Source organism: Clostridia bacterium (assembly GCA_017410375.1).
GTDB lineage: Bacteria > Bacillota > Clostridia > RGIG6154 > RGIG6154 > RGIG6154.
Map to the genome: position 1 here is coordinate 39,157 of JAFQQW010000025.1, position 13,336 is coordinate 52,492.

A 13,336-nucleotide genomic window follows, 5' to 3' on the forward strand; every position below is an offset into this window, starting at 1 on the left:
TACTAAAATATAAATATAGAGTAAAACAAAAAGGAGGAAATGAATATGACTGCATATGAAATTGCAAAAGAAAAATACGCTGCGATAGGCGTAAATACTGAAAAAGCCATTGAGGCACTTAAAAAAATCTCTGTTTCCATTCATTGTTGGCAGGGTGATGACGTAAGTGGTTTTGAAAATCCGGATGGCGATTTAACCGGCGGTATCCAGACAACCGGTAATTATCCCGGTAAAGCAAGAACGCCCGAGGAATTGCGTTCCGATATTGTGAAAATGCTTACATATATTCCCGGCAAACACAAAATCAGCATCCATGCGTCCTATGCTGAAACGGATGGTGAAAAGGTTGAACGTGATAAATTAGAACCTAAACATTTTCAAGGCTGGATTGACTGGGCAAAAGAAAACAAGATTGGTCTTGACTATAACCACACTTTGTTCTCACATCCGCTTTCCGCTGACGGCTTTACTTTAAGCCATGTTAACGATGATATCCGTAAATTCTGGATTGAACACTGCATCAAGGGCAGAGAAATTGCAGAATATATCGGTGAACAGCTGCAGGATAAGGTTATGAATAACCTCTGGATTCCGGACGGCTTTAAGGATATTCCTGTTGACCGTTATACACCCAGAAAGCTTTTGAACGATTCTCTGGATCAGGTTTTTGCTAAAGAAACAAAATGGAATGTGGATGCTGTAGAAAGCAAGGTGTTTGGTATCGGCTCTGAAAGCTGTGTAATTGGCTCTCATGAATTTTATACCGGCTATGCTGTAAAGAATCAGAAGTACATTACCTTAGATACCGGTCATTTCCATCCCACAGAAGTGGTTTCCAATAAAATCACAGGTATTATTGATTTTGTTCCGGGTATTCTGCTTCACGTTTCCCGTCCGGTTCGTTGGGACTCTGACCATGTAGTTATTTTGGATGATGAACTGCAGACCTTAGCTGCCGAGATTGCAAGAAACAACTTCTTTGATAAGATTGCAATCGGTCTTGACTTCTTTGATGCTTCCATTAACCGTATCGCGGCATGGACAATCGGTACAAGAAATACATTAAAAGCATTCTTAATCGGCTTACTTGAACCGACTTCGGCACTTAAGGATTACGAACATAAATTCGACTATACCTCCAGACTTGCAATTTTAGAAGAATTAAAATCTATGCCCTGGGCAGATGTATGGAACGAATACTGCGAACGTGAAAATGTCCCCGTTGGTCTTGATTGGCTTAAGGATGTTAAAAAATACGAAGCAGACGTATTACTTAAGAGAAACTAATCTTAAAAAACACCGAAAAGATATTTTCGGTGTTTTTCTTGTTCTTTTTTGAAAAATGTGTTATACTATATTCGGAAAATTTCTAAAGGGAGTGAAAAAATGCGGTATCAACCCACATACCGGTTTGATGTGATACAGGATGCGCTTTACGAATCAGAAATGCTTAAAGCTGAGCAGGAACTTGAAAAATACGCAAATTATGATACCGTAACTTCTTTTGATGACGCAAAGCTTTTTTGTGTGTATTATCTTGCTGAAAATCCAAGGGCGAGTGTTGTATTTGTGCATGGCTTTAAAGAGTTTACAAAAAAATATTGCGAGCTTGCTTTATATTTCCTGCAGATGGGCTACAATGTGTTTCTGTATGACCAAAGAGGACATGGTCTGTCACACAGGGAAACGGAAGATGAAACGGTTATCCATATCAATCGTTTTGAGGATTATGTGGAGGATTTACACTGTGTTATACAGACGGTTGTGTTACCGCAAAGTCAGAAAATTCCCGTTTATCTGTATGCGCATTCCATGGGGGGAGCGGTGGCACTTTTATATCTTTCGGCACATAATGAAACTGTAAAAAAAGCACTTCTTTCCGCTCCGATGGTTTATCCGGTCTGTATGTCTCTTCCGCGGAAAGTGCTGCGTTTTCTGGTGAAAAAGAATGCCGGAAAGGATGGCTGGACCGCCAAATCAACTGAAAATGCTTTTTTTGATCCGAATCAGAAATATATTTACAGCAGTGATTTAAGTGAATGTCGGTTTAAACGTATTTTAAATTACCGTATTGCCGAGCCGAAATATCAGTATTCTACTGCTTCGCACCGTTGGAATTATGAAGCGTTGGGGGTTATTGAAAAGCTTTTTGATAAAAAGAACCTCCGCCAAATCCATGCTGAAATTTTTATGGTCAGTGCAGGGCAGGATACAGTTGTTGAGAATAAACCGCAGCAAAAGCTTGCAAAACAGCTCAAGTGCAAATTCAAATGTTTAGAGCACGCCAAGCATAGCTTGTACACACAAAAGGATACGGATTTGCAAGCTTATCTGGAAAAAGTTTTTGCTTTTTTTGATTCTGACAGAAAGGGGAGTGTTACGTCATGAAGGAGATCCGCTACCTCTTCTTATCGGATATTTCGGACACAGACTTAACCAAAACCTTTTACGCAATGAGTCCGATGCGGCGTCAAAAGGTGTTAAAAGCATTGCGTGATACAGATAAAAAAATGACGTTAGCGGGCGAATTTCTGGCTCGTCAAATGATAGAGACACATTTCGGCATTCCATTTGATAAAATGGAAATTTCAGAGACGGAAAAAGGAAAACCCTTTGTGCTTGATTTTCCGCTGTATTTCAGCATCAGCCATTCCGGTGATATGGTTGCTGTTGCAATTTCTGATACGGAAATCGGCATAGACATCCAAAAATGCCGTCCGGTTTCTGTAAATCTTGTGAAGCGTGTTTGTAAAGCCAATGAACTTTCGTATGTTTTGGGCAAAATGCCCGAAAAAGAACCGTTGTCAGACGTTCAGATGGAACGTTTTTTTGAAATCTGGACTGCCAAAGAAGCATATTTTAAATGTATTGGCACGGGAATCACCCGATTTCAAAGAGTAGACACTTTTTCAAAGGAACTTGAAAAGGAGAAAATCAAAATTGGTGACTATATTTTGCATACAGTTACAATAAAACGGTGAACAAGTCTGCTCACCGTTTTTTAATATCCAAATATAAAATAAAGAACACCGTAAATAATCGGTTGATGTAAAACGTAAATGTAAAGGGTGTTTCTTCCAATCCATTCCAGCCAGCGTATGCGTATGCAGGAAAGATGCTTCAGCCAGTCTCTTTGCTTAAAAATGTGATGCAGAAAAAAACCGGCTTCGTATAAAAACAGCCACGGAACAAGCGGAAAATAATCGGATGAATAAAAATCCGGTGCAGGAAATCCCAGGTAAGCAGTAAATAAATTACAATAAAGAAATTCAGGCAACTTTGCTTTGAAATGCCCCAATCCGATATAGCCAAACGAAACATTTTTTGTCAGTACAAACAGCAGAACAAACAAGATGAAACCAATATACGGGTTCACTTTTTTGAGGGGCTTGTCTAAAACAGGCATCAAAAGCATGCCTGTTCCGATTAAGCTTAAAATCCCAAAATGTATAGGCGAGTCGGGAAATACAACTAAAGTAACAGCTGTTATAATCAAAGAAAAAGCCAGCACAACAAGCGTTCTGCTGATTTTCTGACGGCTTAACGGTCTGCAAAAGCCGGAAAGCAATACAAACAGCCACCTGCCAAGCTCCTGGTAATAAAAAGTCTTGTCGAAATCAAGCCACGGAATCTCTATGTTGTAAATGTAAATTAAATCCCATATGCCGTGCAGAACAACCATGTTCAATATTGCAAATCCGCGAAGAATGTCTAAGATTGCATAACGTTCTTTTTTCTGTGTCATAAATGACAACCTCCAATGCTATTTAATGCGCACATCTAAGCTGTCGGAATAAACATCATATTCAAAAATCCGTGCATAGCCCGGAAGTGTTTTATTTACATCTTCTACAATTTTATCTATGCAAACAGATTTATCTTTTATATAAAATGCGGCAACAATTTTTTTATTTTTCTCAAAAACTTTGACTTTGTTTATGCCTTCAAATGCATCAAACAGTGCTTCGATTTTTTCGGGATACACGTTTTCACCATTGGAGAAAAGGATGATTCTTTTTTTACGCCCCACAATATAAAGTTTATTGCTTTTTACATAACCTAAATCACCTGTTCTGAAAAAACCGTCCAGGTCAAAGGATGCGTCAGTCAACTCCGGGTTTCCGTAGTAGCCCGGGGTGACGTTTGCACCTTTTATCAGGATTTCACCGATTCCTTCTGCGCTTGGTTCAAGTATTTTAACGGTTATGTGTTCCATGATTGTACCGGCACAAGTGTTTTCGTTGCGATTGGGATACTCAAGGGCTACAAGTGCCGCTGCTTCGGTTAATCCGTAAGAGCAAAGCAAATTGATTCCGTTATCCTTAAAAAACTTTACAATTGCAGGCTCCAGTCCGGCACCGCCGATGAACAAATATCTGATTCTACCGCCAAGGAGAGCTTTCGGCGAGCATTTTTGAGACAGACAAATACTGTAAATGCGTTCACAAATCAATGGAACGGCACATAAAACGGTTGGCTGTACCTCTTTAAGCTCGGACAGAATGCTTTTAACATCACTGCAAAGGTAGACAGACATTCCAAAAAGCAAGGAATATAAAAAATTGCAAATACCGCCATATACATGGTGAAGTGGTAAAAATAAATAACTTACATCACTGCTGTTCATGGGTGCGCGTCTGGTTAACCCTTCAAAGTTTGCAAACATGTTATTCTGTGTAAGCGTTACGGCTTTGGAAAACCCTGTGCTGCCTGATGAAAAGAAAATTTTTGCTATGTCCATGCTTTTTCCGGGAACGAGTGTTGCTTTACCTGCAGGTAAACTTAAAAGTACATCTGTTGAAATACATTCAACGGCCGGAAAAAGCTTTGACAGTTTTGCGATGCAGTCTTGTTTACTTGGTGAAAATATGATGCATTTGCTGTTCAGTTGCTCGCATATGCAGGCTAATTCCTTGCAGGACCACTCTTTGGGTACAACGGCAGAAATACCGACATACCCCATGATTGCGATGTCTGCAACCATATAGGCGTAAGAGTTTTCTGCACAAATGATGATTTTTTCTCCTGCGTAACCTTTGCTTGTCAGATAAGAGGCAACCTTGTGAACATCGTCATAAAATTTTGAAAATGTGTGCGGAGTAAAAGCACCGTTCTTTTTTTCAAATATATAATGATCCGGATTGTTTTTCACGGCGCAGCTGTTTAAAATTTCAGCGATGTTACAGACCATTTTATCACCCCGCTTTTTTTATTTATTATAACATTTTAAGTAAAAAAAGCAAGCGGCTTGCAATGCAAACCGCTTGCCGAAGATGTCGCCATTTATAGTTATTCTTCGACAGGCTCAAAGACATCTTTGCCGAGACCGCAAAGCTCACATGTGAAATCTTCCGGAAGTTCTTCCCATTTTGTGCCCTGTTCTTCTTCGTCGTAAATCCAGCCACAAGCTGTGCATACATATTTCATCTAATTCACCCCCTTTAAAGCGTTTTTGTTTATTAATCATTTGTATCTATCTCCCAGGAAAGTATGGTACCGTCTTCAGCCTTGATATCAGCACTGTATTCTATACCGTCTTTTATGAATTCCACTTCATACTTCCAGATGCCGTTGTCTCTGTCCAGCTCAGTCCGTTTCATAAAAACATCTTTTTGGGAAAGTTCTGCTTTTTCAAGCGCAATTTCAATCGCTTTTTCCTCTCCGATAACATCGGGATTTTGTTTGTTACACGCAACGGATAATAATAGTATACCGATTAAAAGAAATGTGCATATTACTCTTTTCTTCATTTAAATCATCCTTTCTTTTATAGTATATCTTTGTAAGAAAATTATATCACATTTTTTCAAGAAAATCAATATAAATATACTACGTTTAATTGGTGAATCCTGATATAAATGGATCAGAATTTCAAAATGAACCAAGAGAAGCATGGTAGATATCAAGTAAAAGCTCTACCTTACTTGACGTCCATAGAAAGAGATGATGTTTTGTTGGTGAAGGATTAAGAATTACCGATGCTGTTAAAACGCAGCAAAGTTTATTTTATTTATCTGCTTTTTTCTTTTTGTTTAAAATAATCAAACCAAGGGACAGAACGATTGGGAAGAACGTTGCAACCAATAGTCCGATTTTTAAATTACCGCCTGCCATTTCGGAAAACTTACCGACTGTGGCAGGGCTTACTGTTGCGCCCAAATCACCGGCTAATGCCAAAAAAGCGAACATAGCTGTTCCGCCTCTGGGGCATTTTTGCGAAGAAATACTGATTGTTCCCGGCCACATAATACCAACAGCCAACCCGCAAAGTGCACATCCCATAAGACCCAATATCGGAGAAGGGGAGAGTGATGCCGTTAAATAGCAGGCCGTACAAGCTAATGCACATAAGAGCATGGTTTTGGAAAGATCAAATTTATCGCCTTTTTTGCCGTATAACATGCGGGCGATACCCATAAACAAGGCAAACAGACAAGGAACTGCCAGATCACCAATGGCTTTGGACACACCAAGTGCAGATTCCGTAAAGGCCGATGCCCATTGGGACATGGTTGCTTCGGATGCACCTGCGCATATCATGAGAAGAATCATAAGCCAGAAAACAGGAACACCAAGCAACTGTCTTACACGCATACTTCCGCCGTCCTCATTTAATTTTTCGATGGGACAGCTTATGAAATTAAACGTATTATACAGCGGAATCAGTGCCCAGATAAAGGTGAGAACTTTCCAGCATTCTATACCAAATATGGCAAAAAACGCAGTTGAACCTAAAATGACACCCATCGCACCCCAACAGTAAAAGGAGTGCAATAGACTCATCATACTGTCCTTGTTTTCAAAGGGACATGCCTCCACAATTGGGCTTACCAAAACCTCAATAAGACCGCTGCCGATTGCGTATAAGATTACCGATATAATAATTCCTGTAAAAGGAACGGGCATAAGTTCCGGTAAAACCGCCATCAGGATCAGCCCCAGAGAGGATAATAACTGCGATGCTACCACACATTTTCGGTAACCGATTTTGTCCGCAAATTTAGTCGCTGCTAAATCAACCAATAGTTGAGTCAGGTAAAATGTTACGGGAATCAGTGCGATTTCTTCAAATGAAATGTTGTAGGCATTTTTAAATGTAAGAAAGAGCAAGGGTGTAAAGTTTGCCGATATTGCTTGCGTTACAAAGCCAAGATAGCAGGCAATCAATGTTTTTTTATAGTTTTTTTGTTGCATTATGAGTAGACCTCTTATGTGTTAAAATTCTGTTATTTCATTAATAAAACCGCATTCTTTACCGATTATTTCAACCCATTTGCGCATGGTCTCATAATCGGTATATTTCTTTGAGAATGCATGGTTTTTATATATTTTTCCGTCGACAGACCATTCAATAATCCAAAGCTCCGCATCATCTGACGGTGCAAGCTTTTGAATTTCAGTTGCGCTGTTTCTGTCCTGCAGCCAAATACCTTTAGCGATTTGTTTTTTGTTTAAATCTTTGTCATACGCCGTAACAGTGTATTCTGCTTTCTTTTCAGAAAGGGTATCGTTCATGGCGTAAAGGTATAAATCTCCGCCAACCTCTTTGGATGTCGCGCTGATAAGAAATTCCTGCTGAGACTGTTTAATCCAGTGGTATGCAAGCTTTTTGTTAAAATCGCAATCTATAACCGAATAGTTACAAATCATGGGCCACATATCCATAAGCGACCACCAGATTACACCGGATTTGGACCAGCGACAAATTCTGCAGTACTCAATAATATCTTTAAAAAGCTCTGCGCTTATGAGATTGATTGCAAAAGCGTGATGCTTCCAGTCTGTAAAATCAAAATCTTTTTCAAAAAATTTCTTGATAAGATTTTTACCGCATCTTATCAGACCTGCCATATATCCGTCCAGCTGATGAAGGGGTTCGAAAGCAGGAATATCGTTACTTTTCCATAATCTTTCAAGGCGTGCTTTTTCCAATTCAAATATGCGTTCGTTTACCGTGAACGAATTGATTTCAATCGGACCCGTTTCACCGATAAATATTGATTTTGTGGTTTTCAGCTCCTGCTCGTAATCTTCGAACAGAGGATACATATGTGTTTCGGTCTGGTGATGTTCAAGCAATCCCTTTTTCCGTTCTCTAAAGTTGTCGTCACTTGCATAAGGCGAGCTTTCTATGTAAACGCGATAGGGGTCAAAATGAATTACAGCATCTTTTAAAATCTTTCGTGTGATTGTATTGTTACTCGGAGCAACCTGAGAAAAACGGTGATGCCAAGAGAGACATTCATCGTCTTCATTATCGCCACACCATATTGCCATAGACGGATGATTGCGGTATTTTTTGATTACATATTCTGCTTCTTTTGCAACAATACGGCAATACCATTCTTCGGTTGCAGGTGTTTCGCAGGCAAACATGAAATCGTGCCAGATGAGCAGACCGTTCTGATCACAGAAATCAAAAAAGGCTTTGTCTTCGTAAATGCCGCCACCCCAGATACGAACGGCATTACAATTTAAGTTTACAATTTCGTTGAGTGCTCTTTGATTTCTTGTAAGCGCATCCGCAATAGAACCAAGAGGGTGGAGTGGCTTCCAGTTCGTACCCCTTATAAACACTTTTTCTCCGTTTACAACAAAAACAAATTCTCCGTTTCCATCGCTGTCTACAAACTCTGTTTTTTCAAGCTCTATGGTTCGGATACCAAGCTTTTGCGTATAGCTTGCAACAGATTTCCCGTTTCTTACAATTTCTATTTTTAAGTCATAAAGCTTTGCTTTTCCAAAGCCTGCGGGCCACCAGAGTTCAATCTTATCTCTCGGAATTTCTATGTGCGAGCTTCCTTGGGTGAAAAACACTTTATGTGAATATGTATGTACAATTTCGTCTCTATCCGAGATTGTGTAAACCATGGTATCCTTCAGGCAATTGGTTTCTTCCGAAACGTATTGCCAGAACGCGCCGATGGCAACACTTTCTTCGCCAATTCTTTCAGTATACACATACACATCTTCAAAACGGTTTTTATCTAAAACTTCAATATATACCGGTCGGTATATGCCGGTTGTAAAGACTCTCGGTGCGTTGTCCCATCCACCATTATGCCGCGCCTTGCGGATGTGTGCAAGCATATCCCAGGTGCCGTAGTTGCCGTGTGGAGCAGAAAAAATATCATGCGGTTTATCTTGTGCATAAAGCTGACAGCTTCTGATGATAACCTTTAGTTCATTTTCATCCTTAAGCTTATCGGTTACGTCTAATTTATATGCAATGTGCATGTTTTCGCAATCTAAGATTTTTTCACCGTTTAAATAAACCTGTGCGATTGTATCTATACCCTCAAAAACAAGTTGTTTTTTTCCTTCGTTCAAATCTTTTGTAAGGAAGGTGGTCGTGTATGTCCAATCGTCAACAATTTCAAATTTTGTGGTTGCATACGCGTTGTCAACAGGCATATAGTCATCAATCAACCCAAGCTCAACAAGCTTTGGTTCCACATTGGACGGAACCTGAATTTTTGTATGAATCATTTTGTTATCGTCAGGATTTGTAAAGGATAAATCCCATAACCCGTTAAGAGAAAGCTGATTCATATTTTTACCTCCGTAATTCATTTTACGTTATTATATCACTATTCTTTCAAGAAAGCAAGAACATAAAGAAAAAAGAGTATGAGGATAAAATCACCTCATACTCAAAAAGTACAGATTTTATTTTGTTTGAATCAGATGGAAGAAAAGAAAAATTGCATCTATTAAAAGATTACTCAATATCAGTTTTTGGCTGTAAATTCAACGTGGACTAATTTTTGTCAATAGCCTTTTGCTGCAATTTTTTATAATTGTTTTTATATGCTATTCGCATTCCGCTAACCACCAAGCATATAGCTGAAGATAATTTCATAATGCCAATTGAAGATACAAGCACCTTATTTGATATAATAAATTCTCTTACAGCACTGATTCCAATAGCATTTACATTAAATTGTTGTACTAAATTTAAAATCCACATCAAAACCGGAACCCCGAAGCCTAACAGCGACATTGTGATAATCTCAATTGCAAAGGATCCATTTGATTTTTTGCTAAGGACAAGAATAATTGAGATAATTAAGCAAGCGACAATGTATAAAACACTTCCGATGGGTAAAATCGGTCGGTAATTAATAATATCAACTGAGGAAACATAGCGTGAAACCATTGGTTCCCAGAAGATTGTTAATACAGCTATCGAAATCAAAAATGAAACAGCAGAAATAATTACCGAAAGTATTGATAATACATTAATCGGCATTTTCTTGTTTGAAATAACTTTTTCGATAATTCTCATTCCGCTTGTTATCAAGCTCAACGCAACGGACAAGTTTGCAAAACCTACTGGAATAGCCATTATACTATTTGCAGTCCCCAAGATGGCCATAGAATTTTCCCCCATAGGATGTCCTGTTAGCATAGTTTGATTCAAATCCAATCTATAAGTTAAATACGGAAGAAGAAAACTTAAGAAAACTATTGATAAAATCTCAATTACAATAAACTTTCTTGATTTATAACTCGCAAGAAGAACTAAAGAAATAATAACACATCCTAATATGTATACCATATTTCCTCTTGGAATAATAGGTGTAGCTTTCGTAATAACTTCAGGACTATTTAACAAAACATTAATCGGCTCCCAAAGAAATGTCAAAATTGCTGTAGCAAGTAAAACACCTATGAGAGAAAGTATAATAGAAATAATTGATAATATTTTTACTGACTTATTCATAAAAAGTCCTCCAAATTTATTTTTTTATAATTATACCTTAAATTGTCTATTATGTAAATATGTTTATATAAATTAAATTCATAAAGTGTGTGCAACTGGCAACAAAATTTGCTTCTATAACAACCATCAAACCCTTGCAGGACATTGCTTTCAAGAGATTAACCGGCAATTTGTTGCCAGTTTGAACATCAAATTTACTGAAATGTTGAGATTACAACAAATCGTACAATGTGGCATCAAAAAAATGCAAAAATAATACCAAAAACCCCTTGACAATAGGCTTTACCTAATGTCAAGGGGTTTGAGAATTCATTGTTATTTCAATTATTTGAAATATCTCTTTAAAAGACCTTCTAAGCCCTTACCATGACGAGCTTCGTCAAGAACCTCTGATTTTGGAATGCTGATTTTATCAGCATTTGCGGCGTTTTTTGCTACTTCGATTTTGCCATTTCCCACGGATTTCCCACGAGTTAAAATTTCCCACGAAAAGTCCGTCAAAGCCAGTTATTTCAAGGGTTTGCAGGCTAAAATCTCGTCAAAATCCAAACCGTCGTATTTTTCTAAAAATTCCAGTAAAGATTTGCGTGTAACTTTCCTGCATCCAAGCTTAATTGACTTAAGGTGTCCGGCGTTAATCAGAGTATAAACAAAATTTTTGTTTACTTTAAGTATTTCCGCTATTTCACTTATAGTATACAATAATTCCCCTGATTTGTCAATGTTCCTGTTTAATTTTCCGGTCATGTTAACACCTCCTGATTATGCAATATGTGCAAGTCCCGAACGTAGTTTTTTTAACGCTTTATTTTTCTGCACATATATGTTGTTTGCACTTGTGCCAAGCAAGTACGCTATCTCTCCGGCAGTCAAGCCGCCGATAATGTTCAAAACAATAACAATCCTTTCAATCTCGTGGAGATTTAGAATTGCACTTATTACCATTTCGTTTTCAAGCTCGTTTATAATTATCCGGACCACCAATTTGTCAAATATCTTTTTGCAACCTTTTTTGATTTCTTTTTCAGTCAGTGGAACTGAGTCAGCAAAATCAGTTTTGTTTTTGTCGTACCAGTTTATAATTATGTATTGCATATAGGCTATCATATCATCGCCTCCCAATCCGTAGTATGCCCCTTTTTAACAGCCGTTGGCTCGGCGTACATAGCATTTCAGCTCTCCCGGGTTCTCCGCGAGGACCGTAGTCAAGTATCAATTACTGGCTGTATGTTTCATCGCATCCCGATTTGCCAATCAGTCGGTTTATAGTCTGATAGTTCTCGCTCGTGCCCTGTCGGGCAGTCTTGGCGTATCAACTAACGTGCTGGCAGTTTTGCCGCCCATACAGCTTTACGATTAAAAAGGTGCTATTCAGTTGTAAATGTTCAGATAAGATTTATGTGATGCTTTTTGTGTTTTTTAGTATCACAATTTATCTGTTTAGCTTCATTATACATATCAAAGGTGTACGTACCGTTCACCTTATAAAAAATAATTTATATTTTTTCAAATCCTCCTTTCTTAAAACCCATTTTATCGGGTAAATATGAAAGAAACCTTCACATTTAAAAAATTTTTTTCAAAAATTTTTATCTCCCCTTTCTTGACACCCATTATACAGGTCAAAGGTAAAAGCCAGCTTTACCTTTGAAAATTTTTTTTGATTTTTTTGAAGTTTATTATCTCTCCGCTGATTTTAGTGTAACATCTAAATACCGCAGATTTTACGGGTAATTCAAAAATTATTTCAAGAACTTTAAAAAAAGTTTTGAAAGTGCGCATTAGCCTTATAAAAACAAAAAGACCATAGAAAACCTATCAACGATAGAATTTCTATAGTCTTCTTCAAAGATGTTATGTAATTTAGGGGTAGTGAATCTGTTTTTTATTAAGTTTTTATTTTTCTTCGGATTGAAAAAATTTGTAGCAAATACTATAATAAAAATAATATTTATTTGACTTTTTTCGATTCTGAATCGTCTAATAGATGTAAGAGCTTTTACAAAGGCGAAAGGAGGACTTGATTTGTACGAACTGTTCGAGCAGAAATATAAAGAATGTGAAAAGTCTTTGTTCTTGGTCGCTTTCGGTTATTTGCACAATACCGAAGATGCAAAAGATTGTGTTCAGGAAGCCATTTTGTCGGCATTAAAATCTTTTAACTCATTAAATAATAAAGAGTTTTTCAAAACATGGCTTACAAGAATTGTAATCAACAAGAGCAAGGATTATCTGAAAAAACAAAGATTCACCGAGGAATTAACAGATAATCTAAATGTATTTTACGATATGCCTTTAGATGAAATAGGCATAATGGATTGTATATGCAAGCTTGGCCCAAAGTTGTCAATATACATAACTCTCAGGTTTTATAACGATATGACTTATGACGAGGTTGCACGCACATTGAAATCACCCGTTTCAACTGTAAAATACAAAACTAAAAAGGCACTTAACGAACTCAAAACTCTTTTGGAAGGAGATGCAAAATGAGAATATCTGAATTGGAAAACAAATTAAGAAAACACGCTGAAACAACAAAAAGTGTCATGCAGGCTCCTTTCGACCTGAATGAAGAAATCAAAAATATGGAGGTAAATACTATGAGTA

The 13,336-nt window shown here is 37.7% G+C and carries 13 protein-coding genes; 4 read left to right on the plus strand and 9 right to left on the minus strand.

Annotated elements, in window-relative coordinates:
- Positions 1-39 precede the first annotated feature (39 nt).
- The 3 genes from IJE10_04300 (at position 40) to IJE10_04310 (ending at position 2,981) form a co-directional block, all read left to right on the plus strand.
- Complete coding sequence (locus tag IJE10_04300) at positions 40-1,287, plus strand: L-rhamnose isomerase (protein ID MBQ2967330.1); 1,248 nt, start codon at positions 40-42, stop codon at positions 1,285-1,287.
- Positions 1,288-1,386: 99 nt separating this feature from the next.
- Complete coding sequence (locus tag IJE10_04305; GenBank protein ID MBQ2967331.1) at positions 1,387-2,388, plus strand: alpha/beta hydrolase; 1,002 nt, start codon at positions 1,387-1,389, stop codon at positions 2,386-2,388.
- On the plus strand, positions 2,385-2,981 hold the full coding sequence (locus tag IJE10_04310) for a 4'-phosphopantetheinyl transferase superfamily protein (GenBank protein MBQ2967332.1): 597 nt from the start codon (positions 2,385-2,387) through the stop codon (positions 2,979-2,981). The genes IJE10_04305 and IJE10_04310 overlap by 4 nt, the downstream gene beginning before the upstream one ends.
- A 20-nt stretch (positions 2,982-3,001) precedes the next feature.
- Here the strand turns inward: IJE10_04310 and IJE10_04315 are convergent, their stop codons facing one another.
- From IJE10_04315 to IJE10_04355, 9 genes are all read right to left on the minus strand, one after another.
- On the minus strand, positions 3,002-3,745 hold the full coding sequence (locus IJE10_04315) for a DUF1624 domain-containing protein (protein ID MBQ2967333.1): 744 nt from the start codon (positions 3,743-3,745) through the stop codon (positions 3,002-3,004).
- Between the two features lie 18 nt (positions 3,746-3,763).
- On the minus strand, positions 3,764-5,191 hold the full coding sequence (locus tag IJE10_04320) for an AMP-binding protein (protein MBQ2967334.1): 1,428 nt from the start codon (positions 5,189-5,191) through the stop codon (positions 3,764-3,766).
- 98 nt (positions 5,192-5,289) lie between these two features.
- Positions 5,290-5,427: a rubredoxin gene (locus IJE10_04325; GenBank protein MBQ2967335.1), complete on the minus strand. Its 138-nt coding sequence runs from the start codon at positions 5,425-5,427 to the stop codon at positions 5,290-5,292.
- A 32-nt stretch (positions 5,428-5,459) separates the two neighbouring features.
- Complete coding sequence (locus tag IJE10_04330) at positions 5,460-5,750, minus strand: PepSY domain-containing protein (GenBank protein ID MBQ2967336.1); 291 nt, start codon at positions 5,748-5,750, stop codon at positions 5,460-5,462.
- Positions 5,751-6,006: 256 nt separating this feature from the next.
- Positions 6,007-7,197 (minus strand): MFS transporter, encoded by a 1,191-nt coding sequence (locus IJE10_04335; GenBank protein ID MBQ2967337.1) that lies wholly within the window; start codon positions 7,195-7,197, stop codon positions 6,007-6,009.
- 18 nt (positions 7,198-7,215) lie between these two features.
- A complete protein-coding gene (locus IJE10_04340; protein ID MBQ2967338.1) occupies positions 7,216-9,552 on the minus strand; it encodes a hypothetical protein in 2,337 nt (778 codons plus the stop codon).
- Between the two features lie 208 nt (positions 9,553-9,760).
- Positions 9,761-10,726 carry a hypothetical protein gene (locus tag IJE10_04345; protein ID MBQ2967339.1) on the minus strand — a complete coding sequence of 322 codons (966 nt, stop codon included), beginning with the start codon at positions 10,724-10,726 and terminating at the stop codon, positions 9,761-9,763.
- Between the two features lie 507 nt (positions 10,727-11,233).
- Positions 11,234-11,473 carry a helix-turn-helix domain-containing protein gene (locus IJE10_04350; protein ID MBQ2967340.1) on the minus strand — a complete coding sequence of 80 codons (240 nt, stop codon included), beginning with the start codon at positions 11,471-11,473 and terminating at the stop codon, positions 11,234-11,236.
- Between the two features lie 15 nt (positions 11,474-11,488).
- Positions 11,489-11,833, minus strand: a complete 345-nt coding sequence (locus tag IJE10_04355; GenBank protein ID MBQ2967341.1) for a sigma-70 family RNA polymerase sigma factor — start codon at positions 11,831-11,833, stop codon at positions 11,489-11,491.
- Positions 11,834-12,751: 918 nt separating this feature from the next.
- Between IJE10_04355 and IJE10_04360 the strand changes: the two genes are divergently transcribed.
- Positions 12,752-13,219 (plus strand): sigma-70 family RNA polymerase sigma factor, encoded by a 468-nt coding sequence (locus tag IJE10_04360; protein ID MBQ2967342.1) that lies wholly within the window; start codon positions 12,752-12,754, stop codon positions 13,217-13,219.
- The last annotated feature ends 117 nt before the right edge of the window (positions 13,220-13,336 follow it).